Genomic DNA, 21,133 nt, shown 5'->3' on the forward strand with positions numbered 1-21,133 from the left:
AAATAAGTGAGGTTTCATGAAAAAAGTAAGTGTAATTGTCCCGGCTTTTAATTCACATAATACGCTTCCAAGATGTCTTGACAGTCTTGTGAATCAGACTCTTGAGGATATAGAGATCATTGTGATCAATGACGCTTCTTCAGATGACACCTGGGACATAATGCTTGACTATGAAAGCAGGTATCCGGAGAAGCTGATCGTTATTGATGGCGGAGTTAACAGAGGAAGCGGTGGCGCCAGAAATCAGGGATTTGATATGGCCTCCGGTGAGTATATAGGCCTTGTTGATAGCGATGACTATATAGCACCGGGAATGTACGATCTTTTATATAAAAAGGCCAAAGAAACTGATGCGGACATAGTGGATACGGGCTTTTACAGTGAAGCCATGGATAAGGCAATCGTTTATACAAGCGATGATCTGACCGGAGAACTTGATGCTGATAAGAGAAAAAGGCTGATAGTAACGGGAGGATATCTTGTTACCAAAATATTTAAAAACGAGTTATGGAATAACCCGCCAATAAGAATGAGAGAGCACGTAAGGTGTCTTGAAGATACAGAAATACTTATCTATATGTATCTTAAGGCAAAAAAGGTAAGCAATGTCAAAGAAGTTATGTACAGATATTGCGATGTTGCGCAGTCTGCCACCAAGACCATGGATCTAAAAACGTATTATGACTCCATCTATGGTGCTATAGGAGCAATTTACGACGTTTGCCATGAAATTGATACTTATGCGGAGTGCAGGGAAATAATTGAATATGCTATCGCTAATCTGTATTCATATGGCATAAATCGCTGTCTGTATGATCAGATAATCAGATTCGGCGCAGCGAAACAGAACATAAAAAAGTATTTCAACAATGTTGGATACAATGAGAAAAAAATGCTATCTGATCTATGTAAGATGAAAAATGAAATTGGAATAGGAAGCTACAGAGACAATCCTGAAGTGATAAGAAGAATCAGTGAACTGGACATATTGATCATGGAGGAGTGCGACAAGAGGTTTATTAAATGAGGATAGCTGTTGCCTATTTTAATGAACTTAAAAAAGAAGATCTGGTATGGGCTCTTTTGCAGCAAGGTCATGATGCCCAGATAATTGACCTGCCCATATCTATTTATAGTGTAGATAAGCCAGATGCAGAAAAATATGCGGATCAAATAAAAAAGAACAATATCGAAGCTGTTCTTACCTATGACTTTAGTGCGGCACTTTCTGATGGATGTAAATTGGCTGGCATTCCTTATATTTCATGGATCTACGATTGCCCGCAAAAAGCTCTGTACGAAGAGGCAGTAGCAAATGACTGTAACTACATTTTTTCTTTTGATAAAAAACAGGTTGAGGTAATAAAAAAGCATGGCGGAAAACATGCTTACTATCAGCCGCTAGGAACAAATATCCTTAGAAACTCGGGAATTGTCATCACTAAAGAAGATGAAGAAAAATATTCCTGCGATATATCTTTTGTTGGAAATCTGTTTTCGAATGGTATTTATGATCTGTGCGAAGCAGTAGCAACAGATGCTACCAAGAGAGAATATGGGAAAGTTTTTGAAGATACTTATGGTAAGTGGGATGGGATTGACAGGATTCATAACAGACTGAGCCGGGAAGCTATTGATAACCTGCTTGATATAGGCAGAGACGAGCTTGCAAATGACTTTCGAATGGATCTGGACGACTATTTTGGAGCAAGACTTTTTTCTTATGAGCTGGCTAAAAGAGAGCGCACAGAGATGCTTCAGAGATTATCGCCTTACAATATCAGATTTTATACAGGTGAAAAAAATGTAGATATAAAGGGCGTCACTCCTTATCCCCCAATAAACTATATGGAGGAACTACCCAAAGTATATGCCCTTAGCAAGATCAATATGAACATAACTCTTCACAGCATTACAGAAGGGATACCTCTTAGAGTTTTCGACATAATGGGAGTTGGAGGCTTTGTACTATCTAACTATCAGCCGGCGATAGAAGAAGAGTTTAAGATCAATCAGGAAATAGTTGTATATAAAGATCTTGATGAAATGGAAGATAAAGTTAGGTTTTACCTATCTCATGAAGATGCAAGGCAGAGGATTGCTTTGAACGGATATAAGGCAGTTTCTGAAAGATTCAACAATGAAAAACAGATAGGGGTTATGGTGGAAAAAGCGTTTTCGGATAAGCTAAAAAAGAAAATTCAAAGGCTTGAGTGGTGGCCTGAAGAAGATCCTGATGAGGTTATGAAACTTGCCCAAAGCATGCGTATTTCAAGTGATGAGTTAGGAACGTTTGCAGGTCAGTATGCCATGGACCCGGAGTATGTAAATGGGCGTATTTTTGGCGGTGACGAGCCGATAGATAAGTTTTTCCGCAATCAGGATGTTGTCACTGATATGTGTGAGGATTGGGACAACTATAAGAGAGATTATTTGTCATCTCAGGAAAAAGTCTGCTTTATAACATGCTGCAATAATGAAAATGAATACGATGAGATGAAAGCATGGATAGACAGACTATGGGTTCCGGAAGGAATTGAGCTGGAGTTTATAAAGATCACAGAGGCAGAGTCTATTTTTAAAGCTTACAACGAAGCTATGAGAAGTTCTGATGCCAGATATAAGGTATATCTTCATCAGGATGTAAGAATACTAAATCCCTATTTTATCTTTGACTTTATTGATGTATTCAGGCGCCATCCAAAGGCAGGTCTTATTGGAATGATGGGAGCAGGGTGCGTTCCTGACCTGGGAGTAATGTGGAAGGCTCAAAGGTATGGAGCAGTTGTCCATGTTGAAGAAGACGATGAAGGAAATATCAGTACTTACCATGAGCATGTTTCCTGCGGAAAAGACTACGCCGCTTCTCTGACAGATGGATTCATCATGATAACACAGAAAGACATTCCATGGAGGGAAGATATTTTTGATGGATGGCATTTTTATGACGCCTCTCAGTCCATGGAGTTTATTAAAAAGGGATATGAAGTAATAATCCCAGATCAAAAGAATGCCTGGTGTATGCATGATTTTGGAAAGATACGGTGGGATGACTATGAAGAAACCAGACAGATTTTTGTAAAGAACTATATCGAAAACGAAGAGTACAAAAAAGCAAGGCTTGATAGGCCTGTGGTTATTGTGGTCGTGTCATATAATTCGTCGCAGGTTATGCGTGACAATATTAAAAGCATCCGGGATAATGCGCCAAAGGGCGGTTATAAGATTGTAGTAGTGGATAATGCCTCGAATGATGGGATAGATAAGTGGCTTTCTGAGCAGGAAGATATTCTTTTTATTGGGAATCATCACAATGCAGGATATGGTCCTGCCTGCAATCAGGGAGCCAGCGCAACTATCGGTACAGAATATGAAGATTGTGATGTCTTTATTCTTAACAATGACACAAGGCTGGCGAAAGGGGCTATTGAAAACCTTAAGAAAGCTCTTTATTCATCAAGTGATACCGGAGCAGTAGGTTGTGTTGCCAACAGAGCAGGCAATAAGCAGCAGATAGATGTTGAGTTTGAAAATGTGGATGACTATTTGGCTTTTGGAGAAAAAAACAATGTGCCAATGGATGATCCATATCTTGAAAGAGTGAGGCTCTCCGGCTTTGCTATGCTCATACGAAGGAATGTATGGGATGAAGTAGGCGGATTTGATGAGGACTTTGTGCCGGGGTATTTTGAAGATGATGCACTTTCAATGGAGATATTAAGGCGAGGATACAGGCTCAAGGTTGTGAGAAACAGCTTTATATATCACATAGGAACTGAGAGCTTTAAAAATGTTGATATAGATAGTTACGTTTATAAAAACTATCTGCTGTTCATGAAAAAATACGGGTACAACATCATCCCGTACGCAGATGCCAAAGGGGACGTGATAGCACATATTCCATATGGCCCGGCTGACAGTTTTAAGGTGCTTCATTATGGGTGCGGCCTGGGAGCTGATCTTAAGGCTATTCGGAGCCTTTTTCCAAATAGCAACGTAGCAGGAATAGAGGAGGATGAAAATATCCGCGCGATAGCATCTGCTACGGAGACTGTTTATAATAACTTACAGGACTTTGCAGATCAATATGTCGATCCCAAAATAGATGTTCTTATTATTTCAAAAGAAAAACTAGAGTCAATGAGTGATGAAGAAAAAGACACTATTGTAAAACGCCTTTCGGAGAAACCGGCTCTTTTGTACAGAGAGTATTCAGAGAATAGCCAATGACAGAGTTTAGCGTAGTTATACCAACTTATAACAGAGAAAACAGAATAGAAGCGGCTATAGAAAGCGTACTTAAGCAGGATGGTGCAGGCGAATACTTTAAGCTAAAGGAGATCATCGTCATAGATGACTGTTCAACTGACAATACCGAAAAGGTTATTGAGACTTTCAGAGAGAAAGAAGCTGGTCAGTTGCAGAAGTCAGGAACAAAGCTTATCTATTATCGGCTTGACAGAAATTCAGGCCCCGGAAAGGCAAGGAATGTTGGGGCAGAGATGGCTAAGAGTAAGTTTATTGCCTTTCAGGATAGCGATGACCTGTGGTTTCCACAGAAGCTAAAAGAAATGTCTTTATTTATGGTTGAGAATCCCGGAGCTGATCTATATAGCCATTTCTATGAAGCTGAGCTTGCAGGAGACAGGAGGGTCCTGGTGGATGCACCAGCCATGGATGATTATTTTGAAGAACTAGCCAAAAGAAACCTTGTAGGAGCGCCCACTGTAGTTGTCAAAAGAGATGCATTTCTGAGCATTGACGGTTTTGACGAAGATATGAGAGCTCTTGAAGACTGGGACTTTGCACTGAGATTTGCCTATGAGCACAGGATAATTTTTGTGCCAAAAGTTTTAATGGAAGTTGATCTTGTAGGGGAAGGCGTGTCATCTAGTGCAGGCAATTATTATGACGCAAGATGCAGGCTGATAGCTAAGAATAAAAAAATTCTTATGGAAAGAGACTTGTTCAGAACAGCTGTGGAAAGACTTCTAAAAAATGCCGAAGAAAAGGGCATTTTAAATGAGGTTGGACAAATTTTGGAATCATATTTGGTGTGATAAAATAAACGTATATGAATATAATTTTTTATCGATATAACAGCATATGTGAACCGGACTACATAGACGCTTTTAAGAGGCTTGGGGTGGATGTCATTGAGGATATGGATGGCACTGATATTAGCCTTGATGTCGGCGTAAAGATCACGAAGCTTGGCAACATGATCGCAGAGAAACGGCCGCTTTTTATTTTTTCTATTAATTTTTTCCCGTTTTTATCTATTCTCTGTCAGCGTCTTGGAATCATCTATGTTGCTGTGTCTGTGGACTGTCCTGTATTTGAGATATATCACTCATCAATAAAAAATGCTGTAAACAGAGTTTTCCTTTTTGACAGAAAGCAGTATTTGTCGGTGAGAGATGAGAATCCAAACTGCATTTTTCATCTGCCGCTTGGAGCTGCCTGTGAGAGAACAAGCTCCCTTTTGGGTGATGAGTATGATCCAGAATATGACGTTTCTTTTATTGGATCTTTATATTTGGAGAAAGATCTTTTTGCCGATCTGAAACTTGATAAAAAAGATAAGGACCGTTTTGTAGATATGATGGAGGAAACCATAAAAACTTCTGCAAGCGGATTTGACTATTTGGAGAAAAACTTATCTTTGGATGATGAAAAGATGATAAAAAGGGCAGCAAAGGATTTTTATCCATCCGAAGGAAGTGTTATGAACATGGACCGCTTTGTGGTGTTAAATGACTATATGGCGCCGCACATGGCCTATTTAGAGAGGGTATACCTCTTAAATGATCTGGGGAAAAGCTTTGAAGATGCAAAGGTACATCTTTTTACCAGGAGTGACACCTCGAAGATATCAAAGGATGTGGTGCTTCACGGAGGCGTCAGGTCACTTGAAGAAATGCCTTTTGTGTTTAGAAACAGCAGAATAAACTTAAATATTTCGCTTAGGTCCATCCAAACGGGATTGCCACAGAGAATTTGGGATGTTCTGGCTTGCAGAGGATTTCTTTTGACAAATGCTCAGGATGAGATATGTGATTATTTTACTCCTGGAGTCCACCTTGAAACGTATTCGAGCAGGGAAGAGTTAAAAGAAAAAATCAGATACTATCTTGACCATGACGATGAAAGAGAACGGATAGCGCAAAACGGATTTGATGAGGTAATGAACAAGCACGCAGTGCTAATGAGAGTAATGACGATGGTGAAGACCATAATGAGTTAGTTTCTTACAGGAGGAAGTGTCGATGCTTAATATTGTTATACCGATGGCGGGAAGAGGCAGCAGGTTTGCAGATGCAGGATATGAGCTTCCCAAGCCCCTGATCGATGTTTGCGGAAAACCGATGATTCAGGTGGTTACAGAGAATATCAGGCCCAAATGTGATCACAGGTTTATCTACATATGTCAGGAAGAGCATTTAAGAAAATACGACCTTGAAAAGGTGCTAAAGGGCATGGCACCAGGGTGTGAGATCATAACAATCGATCATGTGACTGAGGGTGCGGCATGTACAGTTCTTTTGGCGAGTAAGTTTATTGATAACGATGACGAGATGATGATCGCCAACAGCGACCAGTTTGTGGATACAGATATTAATGAATATCTGCGGCATTTGGGTGGTAATGATGGGCTTATCATGACAATGCCAGCTGACCATCCCAAGTGGAGCTATATCAGATTTGATGAAAATAAATTTGTGACAGAAGTTAGAGAAAAGGAAGTTATCTCCAACGAGGCAACTGTAGGTATCTACAATTACAAGCACGGCAGTGACTTTGTGAAGTTTGCCAATCAGATGATAGAGAAAAATATCAGAGTAAATAATGAGTTCTATGTGGCACCTGTTTATAACGAGATGATAGCAGCCGATAAAAAGATTGTATTCAACAATGTAGGCGAAAAAATGCATGGACTTGGAACACCTGAGGATCTGAATGCATTTATTGCCGGCAGAAATTGATTAAGAGAAGTATCTGAACTTATGAAGAAAAACATCAAAAAAGAGCTTATAGCATATCATATGGCTATAAATGAAGACCTCCGCATGGCTGTGAGTAGTTGTGGAACAGAAAAATCATATGCATATGTAATGGAGGAGATTAGAGCTTTTGCTCAAATGATAGCAACAACAATACCTGGGTATTTGGATAAGCTGACTGAAAAGAATGGGATGGCTATTGACCCGGTACTAACGTCGGATGCTATTAGACAGAAAACTGATGAATTAAAGAACAATATCATTAGGTTGCTCCTTGAATCCATGGAACTTCTGAGTGATATCAGTTCATATGCCCCATCTAAAAATGCGGTGGCAGAGGAAAAACTAAGGTTATTATGTTGTAAACAAGGAGAAATAGCTCTTCTTCTCAGATTTGACCTGATGTGGGAATATTCATTTCAGGATGAAGCGTGTGGAGAGAGTCTTGAGCAGCTAATGCACAAGGTTCGTTCAATAGGAGCAGAGCTGGGTGATTATTATACTCTGAATCCTTTGTGGAAGATATCGATGAAGAAGTATCTTCCTGAGATAGATTGCCGCGATACTGCGATTGTAATGCAGGGACCCATCGAAAAAAAAGATGATTTTACAATTGAGTCACTTATGTATTACAGGAAGATTTATCCCAACACCCTTATTATTCTCTCTACTTGGGAAGGCGAGGCAGATGGTCGCTTTTTGTGGATAGCAGAGGGTATTGGTATCGTGGTTTTACAAAGTGTGATGCCCACTGACAGGGGGGTTATGAATATCAAGCTCCAACTGACTAATACCAGAAATGGGATATGTTTTGCAAAAGACCATACAAATATCAAGTATGTTCTCAAAACGCGAACTGATCAAAGGATTTTTCTTCCTGACTTTTTGCAATACCTAAAGAATCTGGTGAAAGTATTTAAGCCAAAAGAAAGCAGTGTCGATGAGAGACTTATATTTCTTGGCGGAAGGAATTCAAGCATAACTTCGCCTTTTGTAATATCTGATTTTTTATCTTTTGGAAGAATTGAAGAAATTGAAAAACTATATGCTTGTTCAGGTGAACATTCCCTGTTTTATGAAGATAGCGAGGCGGATAGTAAAAGAAATTGTGAATTGAAGCTGGAAAGATATCTCTATGAAAATGCAAATGCCATGAATTGTTTTAATGAAGCTATTCAAGATGAATACAAGGTAATTGATAATAACTGTCTTGTCCCTGAGTCATATATCATAAGAACTTATTACGAGGATTATATATTGGGGAGAAAACTTAGCGATGATGACAGAACACTTCAACACTATTGGGCTTTTTTGAAGAGCAGTGCAATTATCGTAGATTATAACCAACTTATGATCTATTGGGATAAGTATGCTGACAGGTATCTGTACTTTAACAGCTTAACATCTGAAAATGCTTTGAATTTTAATACATGGCTTGATATATACAGTTCCTGGGATGGAACAGCTCAATAACGCCTTATATAGAAAGGATATTTTATATATGGAGATTATTGCTCACAGAGGCTTCTGGAAAGAAATGAACGAAAGAAACACCATGACTGCACTTAAGAGAGCTGCAGATAGTGGAATCGGCACTGAAACTGACTTTAGGGATTATATGGAAAAACTGGTGGTATCTCACAATGTGGCTGATGCAAATAGTCCATTAGCGGAGGAGTTTTTTTCACTTTATAAGGGGACAGGCTGTACACTTGCCCTTAATGTGAAGGCTGACGGGATACAGCAGATGCTGATTGATATGGTAAAGAAATATGATATCCAAAATTACTTTTGTTTTGACATGTCTATACCTGATACTCTTGGCTATATAAACAGCGGATTAAAATTCTTTGTCAGACAGAGTGAGTATGAGACCATAAACAGTTTGTATGAAAAGGCAGACGGAGTTTGGGTAGACGGCTTTGTTGATGATAAATGGATTACAAAAGACCTGATATTGGATCACAGAAGTAAAGGCAAGAAAGTATGTATAGTTTCCTCTGATCTGCATTCCAGGGATCACTCCATTTTGTGGAGGGAACTTAATGACAAAGAGATACTGGAAGATGCTGGCGTAATATTATGCACTGATTATCCTGACAAAGCAAAGGAGTATTTCTATGGGTAAGATTAAAGCTGTGATTTTTGATATGGACGGAGTTCTGATAGATGCCAAAGAGTGGCATTATGAGGCTTTGAACAGAGCACTTGGTCTCTTTGGATATACCATAACCAGGTACGACCATCTTGTGACTTATGATGGCCTTCCTACCAGAAAAAAGCTGGAGATGCTGTCAAGGGAGCAGAATCTTCCAGTTGAACTTCATAGCTTTATAAATGAGATGAAACAGCGCTATACCATGGAAATTGTCCATTCCAAATGTAAGCCTGTTTTTAACAAGGAATATGCCATGTCAATGCTAAAAGGGGATGGCTATAAGATAGGAGTGGCCTCCAATTCTGTGAGAAATTCCATTGTAACAATGATGGATATGAGCGACTTATCCAAATACATCGATATTATCGTTTCCAATCAGGATGTAAAAGAGGGAAAACCAAATCCTGAGATATATACTAAGGCAATCGAAGGACTTGGCATGAAACCTGATGAATGCCTTGTTGTGGAAGATAATATAAATGGAATAAAGGCAGGTCAGGCAGCAGGCGCCTGTGTTATGCAGGTTGAAACTGTTAATGATGTTACTTATGACAACATAATGCGCTCTATCAGGGACTACGAAGGGAGATAAGGCATATGAAAGCAATCATACTTTTTTCCGGAGATGACAAGGCTTTTAAAGAGGGGGGATATATCTATCCCAAAAACCTGACTGAAATTGATGGAACTCCCATGATAGAAAATGTATTAAAGGGATTTAGTGATATTATAAACGCCTCGGATCAGCTTCTTTTGACCATGCGTCAGACTGAGATTGATAAGTACCACACAGCTCAGGTAGCGAGGCTTCTTTATCCTGATGTAAAAATCGTAAGTATCCCCAATATAGCTCAAGGGGCAGCTTGTGCGGTGCTCCTGGCAGCTGCTGATATAGACAATGAAGAAGAACTTGTGGTAATGAACGGCGATATTATCATCGAACAGGATCTTATGCCTGCTATTGATGATTTCAGAAAAAGAAATCTTGATGGCGGGGCAATTACTATTGAAAGTGTCCATCCCAGATGGTCATTTGTTAAGTGCGATGAGAATGGGTACATGATAGAGGCAGCAGAAAAGAGGCCAATAAGCAAGAATGCCACAGTTGGAATTTATTATTATAAAAAGGGCCATGATTTTGTAGAGGCGGTCAAGAACATGATAAGGAAAGATGCGTCTGTTAACGGCATTTTCTATATCTGTCCTGCATTTAATGAACTTATCCTTATGCAGAAAAAACTTGGAATCTATAAGATAAACAGAGAAAACTACTATTCACTTGCCAATCCTGTAGGAGTTGAGAACTACCTAAAACATTTGGAGGACACTAAATGATCGTAGATAATCTTTCCAATATGACAAAAGGATGGTTTATAGGTAATTTTGAACCGTCGCTTTTTAAGACTAATGATGTGGAAGTGGCAGTAAAGAGCTACAAGGCAGGAGATCATGAGGATAAACACTATCACAAAATTGCCACAGAATACACCGTTATCATTGACGGTGAAGTTGAGATGAATGGCGTAAGATACAAGGCTGGAGACATAATTGTCATGGAACCCGGTGAATCTACAGACTTTACGGCAGTTACAGACAGTACAAATGTTGTGGTCAAAATCCCGGGGGCTAATAATGATAAATATGTAGATTAGAAAAGAAAAGGAACGTTATGGCTGATATAAGAGTTGCGGTTATAGGAGACCGAGAGGGAATTGACATAGCAAACAGAGCTATGAAGTATCCACAACTTATCGGTGCGTCATATATCTATAATGATGAAATGATAAGGAATGTAGGCAGTGACTTCCTTGATGGATGGGACATTATAGTGACGGCTTTTTCTAATATCAATCTTGGAATCAGTATTGAAAATATTATAAAGCAGTATCGCGCGGGATCTGCAGTAATACTTGATTTCTTTAAGCTTAGGCAGGTCAGCAGACCGATGATTGCTGCGGATACTGCTATGACCAATCCGTATTATGACTGTTATGAAGGAATTATTATGGGATTATCCCATGCCGAGATGGGAATATTGCCGGATAGGCTGGGACTTGGAAATGTAGCTAATCTTGCTGTCTCAAGTCAGGATCTGTACTACAATTATGTGACTCTGGAATACTGCTACACAAAGTATTATGAGAAAATTAAAAATATCAAGAGCGCAGTAATTGATATGTACGACTACAGCTATTTTAATTTTGACTCCTCAAAGAGTGCTAAAATAATGAACTTTATTGGATGCGGCGGGTACAATAAGGATAAGCACAACTTTGATGAAAACAAGGAGTACAAAGGGACGGAATTTGAGCGCCTTGTAAGTGCTGTAGAGGATTATTGGAAGCTTGGCTATGATGATGAAGCACTTGAAATCTGGAGCATGCTTTTTGATACGGATATGTCGAAACTATTTGAGAACAGATATATGAATGTAAATAATATTTCTCAGAGAGTGAGCATAGTTTCTGATGAACAGATTGAAAAGTTTACTTTGGGTCGTTATACTCAGCAGTTATTTGAGAAGACTATAGCTGAGAATAAAGAGTGCTTCGTAAAGATTATGGAATTGCTTTACAGAATAAATCCTGATATACAGATTTATCTGACACTGCTTCCAAGGTATGAGGGAGTATGGCAAAAAGAAGAGATTCTTTTTAGTAAGTGGAAAGAAAAGTTTTATGAGATCATTGATGGCTATAAAGCAAAATATAAATATGAGATGTTTGACTATACACGAAATGATATAGGAAAACACAGAGAGTCCTATTTTGATGACTCTCATTTTAACTTTTTTGGAGCTATGAAATTTACAGATATGCTAAAGGGTGATATTGCTAAATGCATTTAGGATCAATATCTTTGACTTAATATTTCATCAACCTTCTCGTTTATATAAATGCAAATAGCCTCAACAATATCTGAATAAACTCTTACAGAAAAACGATTTTGAGAATCATTGAAGTCAGACTGGTCTTTGATAAAGCCAGAGACATCAATGATTCTTATTTTTTCATGATCTTCAGCATATGACTGAAGTATCGGATTTAGTTCACCGTAGAGCTCTGCAAGTTTTTGGTCGTTATCAGTTCCTGACATATAAGGGACAGTGCTACCAAGCAGTAATATGAGCATAGGGCTACCGGGAGCTTTTTCATCTATATCATCGAGTGTGGAGAAAATGCGTGAAAGCATAGCGTCTCCGTCTGTAGCCCACGAAGCATAGTCCTCCTGCAGGAGGCTGTAGATGATTATATGATATTCAGATGAAAAGAGTTTTGATGGAAGCTCTTTTGCACTGTCATATTCAGTAGTTATGTTTCCGCCTACAAGGTAGTCGGCTATAGGAGATAGGCTATCAGGGCCTTTAAGGAGGATATTTATCCTGCTCTTTTTAGCTTTATCGAAAGTGATGGAATGTTCAATATCTTCTGAAATCCATGGAATACTCTTTTTATCAACTAAGTATTTTTCAATTTCCATGCCTGCAACATCCCATGCAAAATAGGAGCAGATTTTTTGCTGCTCTCTTTCGTTGAAACAATAGAATCCAACTATCCCATAGTCATAGTATTTATCCCGTGCAGTAATATAACAGCAGTTATTCCAGTCGTTTGTGGCAAGTTTTGAAATGCGTGGAATGTCATAGGTTTTACCTGACGGATCAAAATTGTATTTTTGAAGGAAGGCTACAATATCCGCAGCTTTTTCATAGCAGTTTTTATTAATGGTTATTATGATATTGCTGTCTGTTAAAAAATCTTCCTTACGATTGTATTTTTTTTGAAGCTCGAGTTTTTGCTCAAATACAGCAAGCCTGTTAGCGCAAGAATGCTCCATATCTGTGGCTTTTAATCTGCCATAGTATGCGGTTATGTATGGAACAATAGTCGGTGCAGCAGTAAGAAGTGATGGCATAGTAAATAAAAGATTAGCTCTAAAAACGGACTCAGGGCTTATTACCAGAATGTTTTCAGGACTAATGCCATAGGATTTTATCCTGCTATTATCAAGACTTCCGGAGTATGTGCTGCTCATTACACAAAAATTTGCCAGAAAATCTGCTGTGTTAGGATCATATATTTTTGAATCCCATAGAATCAGCCTGATATTTTCAAATGAAAAAGAATCATATTCGTGCATACAGGTGATCTCTGCAGCATTTTCATTGCATAACATCTTTATGGTTTCTTTTTCACTATCTGTAAGCTTATCAAGGTAATTGCTGTCTGTTATTAGAAGGTCAAAGAAGGCATATGAGATTTCTTTTGCCAGACTTTCAACACTTGAAAAGACCTTTTCAGTCTTGGATGAGATATCAAAAAGAACGCCTTCTGTCTCAACTCCATAAACCAAGGCATTTTTAAACAGGCTGGTGATTGCCTTGATCTCAGCACCAAGGCCACAACCGATGTATAGGGCTTTGAAACTATCATTTCTTCCAAAAGGTATCTGGGATAGTACAGCGCCAGAGGGGTAAACATAGTTTAGAATATCGAAGCCATATTTCTTGATAAAGAGATCATGGTGCTCATATGAAAGTTTGTTAGTGCCTGTCTTTACAAAGCTTACACTTCCTGCATGATAAATAAAGGCGTCACGGACCAGAAGGAGTCTGTATCCAAGCTTTTGGATTTCTACAGAAAGTGCATCATCCTCGTAATAACCAGGGGCGAAATCTTCATCAAAACCACCTATCTTGTCCCAGACATTTCTTTTTACAAGCAGAGCAAAGCCATTAAGCCTGACTTTTTCAAGAACAGAATCAGCAGGAGGGATGTTTAAGCTCTCGCCAAATCTGATGTAATCTTCGGTGGAATCAAAAGAAACGTCGATTTGTTGCCTGTTACCGGCATAGTTCGACATGGCACCAACTGCGCCTACATCGGGCGCGCTGTTTAAAGCGCTTATCATTCTTGGGAGAGCTGTAGATGTCATGACTGTATCATTGTTTAGAAGGAATATGTCATAGTTTGAAAACTCAGTTCCAACGGTGGAAGCAACTGCCTGGTTGCAGGCAGGACCAAAGCCGACATTTTCTTTGTTTCTGATAAGTATGATGTCACTTTGAACTGCAAGCCACTCAGCTATTCCATCTGTGGAGGCATTGTCCACAACAAGGATCTGATAGCTTCCCGGAGCAACTTTACTACGGATGCTGTTTATGCAATCCTGCATGTATCTGCAGGCATTGTATGAAACTATTACTATCAGAACTTTGGACATATGGGGCCTCCTGAAAAAATGTGTATATTTATATATTATCATATTTGCGATTTATATTTGATGGTATGCAGATAAAATGTGTTAGAATTATTGTAGGGGATAATGTTTGTGCGAGGAAAACTAGAATTATAAAGAAGCTTATATATGCTCAAATTTGCTGATACTTATTTTCAAAATGAAGTTCGCTGTAACTTCCATATTTCTTCCATGATGAAAAGGTTCTGGGCATCAGAGATGGAATCTCTTGCCTGGGTTGATAGTGTGTGCAAAAAATACGATATAAAGTATGTAATGTTCTATGGTTCTCTTTTGGGAACTGTAAGGCATAAAGGTTTTATCCCATGGGATGACGATATAGATATTGCCATGCTACGAAGCGATTTCAACAGATTTGTTGAAGTTGTGCCTTCTGAACTTCCACCTTACCTTACAACGCAATCTCTTTTACCCGGGGCTATTCCTCCAAAAGAGATGACGTTTGGTGTGTGTAATGGAAACCGATTGGATACAAGTCCTGAGTTTTTGGAAAGGTTTCATGGATGCCCTTATGCAACCGGAATTGACGTTTTTGTGCTGGATAAAGTTCCAACAGATCCTGATGACTTTGCATATCAGGACAGGCTTATAAGGCTGCTTGATCGCATGCTCATGCTTCAATGGGATGTGAATGATAAGAAGATAAGCGAAGATGATCTAAGGCAGTATGAAAAAATCAGGATGACACTTGAGCAGGAACTTGATTTTTCTTTTACTGATGAAGAACCAATGTCCAGTCAGATACTGAGGATGCTTGATATGGCATGTGGTCTGTGTGACGACTGTGATTCGGAGATAGTGGAGAATAGAGAACAGGTAATTTATTACGGTGAGAGAAAGTTTAAAGTTGAGTATTTTAACGATAGAATCTGGGTTCCCTATGAAAATGTGATGAGTGTGCCCATCCCCAGAAAATATGATGAGATACTTCGCAGTAATTTTGGAGACTATCTGACTCCCGTCAAGTATGGAAGTCAGCATGAATATCCCGCGTACAAGTATCAGAGAGAGGCTTTGTACAAGGCGTATCTGGACAGAAACTGGGAGATCCCGGAGGAATTTCTGGAATATGACGAGGATGGGAAGCTGATACTAGACCCATCATCTTTATAATGAAAAATGGAGTTAAAAACCATGAAGAAGGTGTTTTATTATACGGATGTACTGCCTTTTTTGTCCAGAGGCGAGGATGCTGTAGGAAAGCTAAAACGGAATCTGGAAGTATTCAAAGATTCCCGGGACAAAATAGGATTGGTGTGGCATCCCTGGTCGAAGACAGAAGAGTACCTAGAACTGAATAAATCAAATGTGATAAAGGATTACAAAGAAATTGTAGATAAATACATAAGTGAAGGCTGGGGGGAACTGGACAGATCAGAAAGTATGTCTGATGCAAAAGAGGCAATGCTAAAATGTGATGCTTATTATGGTGACTCCTGTGATCTGATCTATGAGGCTCAGAATGCCAGGATGCCAATAATGATACAGAATGTCGACTTGTGATCATTTGCGCGAACTATTACGAATGAGGGTGTGATAATGAAGAATATTTTTTTGCTTACTGCTTCAATGATGTGTGCGGATTTCGGAAACCTTGAAAGGGAAGTTCGTGATCTTGAGGCAGCAGGAATTGATTCTTTTCATATTGATATAATGGATGGTCGCTATGTGAACAATTTCGCCATGTCTCTGTATGATATGGAGTGTATTGCGAGGCTGACCAAAAAACCTCTGGATGTGCACCTTATGATAGAACATCCCAGGAACAGCATTGATATCTTTTTAAATGAACTTAGACCAGGGGATACAGTGTATATTCATCCGGAAGCGGAGTATCATCCATCTGCTACAATCCAGAAGATAATAGATGCTGGAATGCATCCCGGGATTGCTATAAATCCGGGGACAAGTGTTGAGACTATAAAAGAACTTTTGAGAATTGTAGACAGCGTGCTTGTCATGGCCGTAAATCCGGGAAATGCCAGCCAGATGTTTTTGCCCTTTGTAGGTGAAAAGATAGAACAACTGATCAAACTCAGAGATAAAATGGGCTTCAAACTCTTTTGGGATGGAGCCTGCGGAGCAGATAAGATAAAAAAATATGCTCCACATGGAGTGGATGGGTTTGTGTTGGGGACAACAGTTCTTTTTGAACAAAAAAGAACTTACAAAGAAACTATTGAGGCTATAAGGAAGCTGGATTTTGACTATTTGGGAAATGATATTTCAAAATAAAATGTTTAGTGGGATTGCGCTTGAAAGAAAGATGGGAAAGAGTATAAAATTATCTTTAATAGACTACTAGGGGAAAACTATGGGAATATATCTAAATCCGGGTAATGAAAATTTTAGAAGAGCAACAGTTGCCGATATATACGTTGATAAGACTATGCTCATCGCTGAGATGAATCGTTTTATAGATAAAGCTAATAATTACGTATGCGTGTCCAGACCAAGACGTTTTGGTAAGACGATTACCGGTAACATGCTTGCTGCATATTATTCAAAGGGCTGTGATTCGAGAGCTCTTTTTTCAAATTATAAAATTGCCAGAACAGAGGATTTTGATAATAAACTTAACAAGTATAATGTTATTCAAATAGATGTTAACAGTGAATATCAGAATACTAATGATAAGGATAATCTGGTAAGAATTCTTTCTGAAAAGATTATTGATGAGCTAAAGCAGGAATACAAGAGTGTAAAGATCAAAGATGAATATACTCTTGGAGAGGCTATCCTTGCCATATATGCGGCTACACAGGATACTTTTATCCTGCTTATAGATGAATATGACGTTTTGGTGCGTGAAAACGTATCTAAAAAACTGTTCGATGATTATTTAAGTTTTCTAAACGGACTCTTTAAAAGTAATACATTGCGCCCGGCTATATCTCTTGCTTACATTACCGGAATTCTTCCTGTTGTAAGGGATAAAATTCAGTCTAAGCTCAATAATTTCAGAGAATATACATTTATAAATTCATCGAATTTGACGGAGTTTATAGGCTTTACATCTAATGAAGTAAAAAAGTTATGCGAAATATACCAGGTTGATTATGAAGAATGCAAGGCTTGGTATGATGGTTATAAGCAGCGTGAAATAGAAATATATAATCCGGAATCAGTTGTAAAATGCCTTGAAGATAAGCAGTTTGAAGGTTATTGGAGCAAGACATCTTCTTATCAGGTTATTTCAGACAGGTTAAGCCAAAACTTCCAAGGTACTAAGGATGATGTCATAAAAATGTTAGCCGGGGAAAAGGTTGATGTTAATGTAACCGGATTCCTGAATACTCTGGATGCATTTGTTACTAAAGATGATGTGTTCACATACCTGATACATTTAGGATATCTGGCATATGACGTCGATGAAAAAATGTGCCGTATACCTAATAGAGAAGTCAGGCAGGAATGGCTGAATGCACTTGCAAGTCTTGATGATTATACCATTACCAATCAGATAATCAATAATTCGAAGCAGCTTTTGCAAAAAACACTTGAAGAAGATGCAAAAGCAGTTGAGGCTGCTCTTGATGTAAGCCATATTCACGTGACCTCTAATAGAAGCTATAATAACGAAGATGCTTTACAAAGTGCGATATATCTTGCCTACATTTATGCACTTAATAAATACACCGTTATAAGGGAAATGACAGCAGGAAAAGGCTTTGCGGATGTGGTATTTATTCCAAGAGATGATGAGGATCCGGCTTTGATAATAGAGCTAAAGAGGAATAAAACAGCAGAAAGTGCGCTTGACCAGATAAAAGATAAGAGATATTTTGAAAGCTTGGAACTTTATAAAGGAAAGCTCTTATTTGTTGGCATCAACTATGATGAGACTAGTAAGAAACATAGTTGTATGATTGAGCAGTTCGTTAAGGAATAAAAGCTTCATATCTCATAGTTCGAGATCATCACAGGCTTTTTATGCTCCGCAAATACCGGAACTAAGGGCGATGCGCTTCCATAGTAAGCATCAAAGCTCATGGCAATTTCATCAAGATCTGTGAGATCATAGGTTATGTAGTCGCAGGCAAGACCTTCATTAGCTGCGATATCCAGCAGCAGTTGTGCGCAGTTGTCACCTGAAGGATATGAGCATATTGTGATAGCGATTTTGTCAGAACTATCCTTGAAAATATTGATACGATTTCTTAGAGCATCAGCGATAATATCCTGGTGCTCTTTTATTTCAAATGGGCAGATGCAGAATAAGATATTCTTGCGAGATGAAGACTTGTCTGCGGTGTCATACCCGTAAAGATCGGTCTTTGCGATTAGTTTTTTATTCAAATAATCGCTGTTTTGTCCGCCAGAAAAATTAGTCAAGTTAGTGAGGTACTGATTTTTTATGTTTTCAGACTGAAGCCAGATTTCATCAGCATAGAAAAGGGCTGGCATATTCACATAGAATTTCATATTGATCTGGTCATTTCGGTCAGTCTCAGTAAATTCACAGGTTTTTGAAATCGGGATATATACGATTTTTGGAGTATATTGCTGCAAATTCTGTGAATAGAAATAATCAGGCACTGTAAGGCATGGGTTCTGATCATCGTAAGGATTTTGAATGTATATGACATCAGGGCACAGTTTATCTAAATCTATGTCCAGCCAGTTGTAAAGTGGAAGGTCAGAAGGATACGCAGAAAGTCTTGTTGCTGCGATTATTTCTTCATCAGACATTTTCACTCTTCCAAAGTAGTCTTTGAATAAAAGAGGAATAGGCACAACAAATACATCTGTATTGGGAGATGCAGATTCTTTTTTATATGTCTTTTGGAAGCCTTCCCATTCTCTAGGGCCGATAGGAAGGAAAAGAGCTGTTCTTTTACCACTTTGATTTTTTGTATGACATTGAGCTCTTTTTAGCAGATCATCTGAATATGTAAAGGCAGGGAGCTTTTCAGAAGTCTCTTCTTCAAAGGTCTGTCTCTGGTGGTCGAAAGCAGGGTATGAATGAGCATCCCAGACTTTATGGATTTCCAGGTAGTTGCCATAGCGCATGGAAAGAAGCTGATTATAGTGTGCCGGAACAGGAATTGTTGTATCTTCAAATGGAAGACGGATAGGTTCGTCGTAGTATTCTTTTGGCTCACCGGCATTTCCTTTTAAGCCCCAGGGGAAGATTTGGCAAATTTTATCGGACTCATTTTCAGGGACACGAGACATTGCCTCTTCTGCCTTTTTATAAAGTGCTCTGGCTGAAGACACGTTGCCTGCGTCTATGTCCTTTTCAGCGGCGGCTAAAATGTGAAGTATTTCATCGCAGCGCTTTTTCTCATCTTCAGGATCTTTATACAGATAGTCTTTTAGAAATATGTCTACGCCAATAAGCCATGGCATATTGTAGTGCCGGTCTAGATAATCCTCATTAAATCCATATTTTGAACTGTTTACGACTCTTGCCAAAAAGAGCCAGTGATTTTCCTGCCTCTCATAATCATGGATAACAAATTCGGTCGGAAGCTCAGCGTCAGCCACTTCTCGGAATCTGATGTAGTCATCTCTTTTCATGCATATATCAAGATCATCATCCCATGGAATAAATCCGCCATGACGCACTGCACCAAGAAGTGTTCCCCAATCAGCATAGTAGGTTATATTGTGGGAAGTGCAGATGCGGTCAATCTCCGCAAGAACATCAAGAGAACAGGCCCACGCCTGCTTGATAGCCGTGGGAATGTAGAATCCGTTTCTTACTTCATCTCTGAAAAAGTCGATGGAATGATTCATAGTTGGTAATCTCCTATGAAATTATTGTAACATTGTTATCGTAATTAAGTTAATACTTTGTGGTCTAAGAATAACTTTACATAAAGAAACGGTTATGATATCATTGCAAAAGTTGTTAGAATTCTGCTTCATGGATTCAGGCGTATCTGCCAAGATTCCCAAGAAACACAAGTATCTGGGTTACGTTGCTAGACTAGCTAAAACTTTGTATAATGAACTCAAATATTACCCTAGAATGCGAGTATTGATTATTTATACTGCTGATGTGAAAAGAACTCAGACAAAGCCTGATTTAAGCCTTGGTGATTTTACAATGCATATTGAAGAGGCATTTTTATCTGAAATAGATGCAGAAGAACTTTGGGTGAGAATATCAGAAAATGTCAGAAGATTTGAAAAACTTGAAGACAAGGATCTGATGCAGCTTATAATATATCCGCTCACTTTTATAGAAAGAGAAGAAAAGCAGATCGCGATCCAAAGAGCAATTGAACTTGTAGATGAGATAAGAAATGAGAATCAGAGAATATTTGCATTAAAAGGTTTGCTTGTATTTTGTGATAAGGTGATTCTTATGGAAGATGCTGATAAGATAAGGAGGATGCTGATGTTGACTAAGGTAGAGCAGATAATAGAAAAAGAGAAACAGGATGCTATTGCTGAAAACACTAAAAAGGTAACAACAAGTGTAACGGCAAGTGTAACAGATGGTATTGCAAAAAATCTTCTTAGGAGTGGCAGTAGCCCGGAGTATGTAGCACAAAACACGGGATTGTCAATTGATTATATAATGAAGCTTAATCTTACTGAATAATTGATATAAGGCAGATATAAAAAGAAATGTGAATGTTTTGAGAAGTATGTACACCTGATAGGTATAAAGTTTTACTAGAGCTTGTAGCCGATGCACATTTAAATGTGTATCGGCTTTTTTAACGCCCAAACGAATCTAAATGATTGATTGAGTGCA

The 21,133-nt window shown here is 38.7% G+C and carries 18 protein-coding genes; 16 read left to right on the forward strand and 2 right to left on the reverse strand.

The genetic code is table 11. The features are described 5' to 3' along the window. Positions 1 to 16 precede the first annotated feature (16 nt). The 11 genes from G585_RS18820 to G585_RS0105925 are packed head-to-tail and all read left to right on the forward strand — an operon-like array spanning position 17 to position 12,010. Entirely contained in the window at positions 17 to 1,027 is a 1,011-nt protein-coding gene (locus tag G585_RS18820; RefSeq protein WP_022773655.1) for a glycosyltransferase family 2 protein, read from the forward strand. Then, positions 1,024 to 4,230, forward strand: a complete 3,207-nt coding sequence (locus tag G585_RS18825) for a glycosyltransferase (protein WP_022773656.1) — start codon at positions 1,024 to 1,026, stop codon at positions 4,228 to 4,230. Before G585_RS18820 ends, G585_RS18825 begins: the two co-directional genes overlap by 4 nt. Continuing rightward, positions 4,227 to 5,060, forward strand: a complete 834-nt coding sequence (locus G585_RS18830) for a glycosyltransferase family 2 protein (protein WP_022773658.1) — start codon at positions 4,227 to 4,229, stop codon at positions 5,058 to 5,060. Before G585_RS18825 ends, G585_RS18830 begins: the two co-directional genes overlap by 4 nt. Positions 5,061 to 5,074: 14 nt before the next feature. Next, entirely contained in the window at positions 5,075 to 6,247 is a 1,173-nt protein-coding gene (locus tag G585_RS0105890) for a glycosyltransferase family protein (RefSeq protein WP_022773659.1), read from the forward strand. A 22-nt stretch (positions 6,248 to 6,269) separates the two neighbouring features. After that, complete coding sequence (locus G585_RS0105895; protein WP_022773660.1) at positions 6,270 to 6,986, forward strand: glycosyltransferase family 2 protein; 717 nt, start codon at positions 6,270 to 6,272, stop codon at positions 6,984 to 6,986. Positions 6,987 to 7,007: 21 nt separating this feature from the next. Next, on the forward strand, positions 7,008 to 8,477 hold the full coding sequence (locus G585_RS18835; protein WP_022773662.1) for a WavE lipopolysaccharide synthesis family protein: 1,470 nt from the start codon (positions 7,008 to 7,010) through the stop codon (positions 8,475 to 8,477). A 28-nt stretch (positions 8,478 to 8,505) separates the two neighbouring features. Continuing rightward, a complete protein-coding gene (locus tag G585_RS0105905) occupies positions 8,506 to 9,132 on the forward strand; it encodes a hypothetical protein (RefSeq protein WP_022773663.1) in 627 nt (208 codons plus the stop codon). Then, positions 9,125 to 9,754: an HAD family hydrolase gene (locus G585_RS0105910; protein ID WP_022773665.1), complete on the forward strand. Its 630-nt coding sequence runs from the start codon at positions 9,125 to 9,127 to the stop codon at positions 9,752 to 9,754. Before G585_RS0105905 ends, G585_RS0105910 begins: the two co-directional genes overlap by 8 nt. 5 nt (positions 9,755 to 9,759) lie before the next feature. Next, positions 9,760 to 10,497: a glycosyltransferase family 2 protein gene (locus tag G585_RS0105915; protein WP_022773667.1), complete on the forward strand. Its 738-nt coding sequence runs from the start codon at positions 9,760 to 9,762 to the stop codon at positions 10,495 to 10,497. Then, entirely contained in the window at positions 10,494 to 10,814 is a 321-nt protein-coding gene (locus G585_RS0105920) for a hypothetical protein (protein WP_022773668.1), read from the forward strand. The genes G585_RS0105915 and G585_RS0105920 overlap by 4 nt, the downstream gene beginning before the upstream one ends. 17 nt (positions 10,815 to 10,831) lie before the next feature. Then, complete coding sequence (locus G585_RS0105925; RefSeq protein ID WP_022773670.1) at positions 10,832 to 12,010, forward strand: hypothetical protein; 1,179 nt, start codon at positions 10,832 to 10,834, stop codon at positions 12,008 to 12,010. Positions 12,011 to 12,012: 2 nt separating this feature from the next. On the opposite strand, the gene G585_RS0105930 is transcribed toward G585_RS0105925, so the two are convergent. Continuing rightward, a complete protein-coding gene (locus tag G585_RS0105930; protein ID WP_022773671.1) occupies positions 12,013 to 14,385 on the reverse strand; it encodes a glycosyltransferase family 2 protein in 2,373 nt (790 codons plus the stop codon). A gap of 144 nt (positions 14,386 to 14,529) precedes the next feature. Here G585_RS0105930 and G585_RS0105935 point away from each other — a divergent pair, with 144 nt between their 5' ends. The 4 genes from G585_RS0105935 (at position 14,530) to G585_RS0105950 (ending at position 18,313) form a co-directional block, all read left to right on the forward strand. Beyond that, complete coding sequence (locus tag G585_RS0105935; RefSeq protein WP_022773673.1) at positions 14,530 to 15,534, forward strand: LicD family protein; 1,005 nt, start codon at positions 14,530 to 14,532, stop codon at positions 15,532 to 15,534. Positions 15,535 to 15,555: 21 nt separating this feature from the next. Beyond that, a complete protein-coding gene (locus tag G585_RS0105940; protein WP_022773674.1) occupies positions 15,556 to 15,924 on the forward strand; it encodes a hypothetical protein in 369 nt (122 codons plus the stop codon). 36 nt (positions 15,925 to 15,960) lie between these two features. Beyond that, positions 15,961 to 16,656: a ribulose-phosphate 3-epimerase gene (locus G585_RS0105945; protein ID WP_022773675.1), complete on the forward strand. Its 696-nt coding sequence runs from the start codon at positions 15,961 to 15,963 to the stop codon at positions 16,654 to 16,656. Positions 16,657 to 16,735: 79 nt separating this feature from the next. Further along, complete coding sequence (locus G585_RS0105950) at positions 16,736 to 18,313, forward strand: AAA family ATPase (RefSeq protein WP_022773677.1); 1,578 nt, start codon at positions 16,736 to 16,738, stop codon at positions 18,311 to 18,313. 5 nt (positions 18,314 to 18,318) lie between these two features. Here the strand turns inward: G585_RS0105950 and G585_RS0105955 are convergent, their stop codons facing one another. Beyond that, positions 18,319 to 20,163: a LicD family protein gene (locus G585_RS0105955; RefSeq protein ID WP_022773678.1), complete on the reverse strand. Its 1,845-nt coding sequence runs from the start codon at positions 20,161 to 20,163 to the stop codon at positions 18,319 to 18,321. Between the two features lie 244 nt (positions 20,164 to 20,407). On the opposite strand from G585_RS0105955, the gene G585_RS0105960 reads away from it, so the two are divergent. After that, entirely contained in the window at positions 20,408 to 20,977 is a 570-nt protein-coding gene (locus tag G585_RS0105960; RefSeq protein ID WP_103868386.1) for a hypothetical protein, read from the forward strand. The last annotated feature ends 156 nt before the right edge of the window (positions 20,978 to 21,133 follow it).

This window comes from Butyrivibrio sp. AE2015, assembly GCF_000420825.1.
Taxonomy (GTDB): Bacteria; Bacillota; Clostridia; order Lachnospirales; family Lachnospiraceae; genus Butyrivibrio.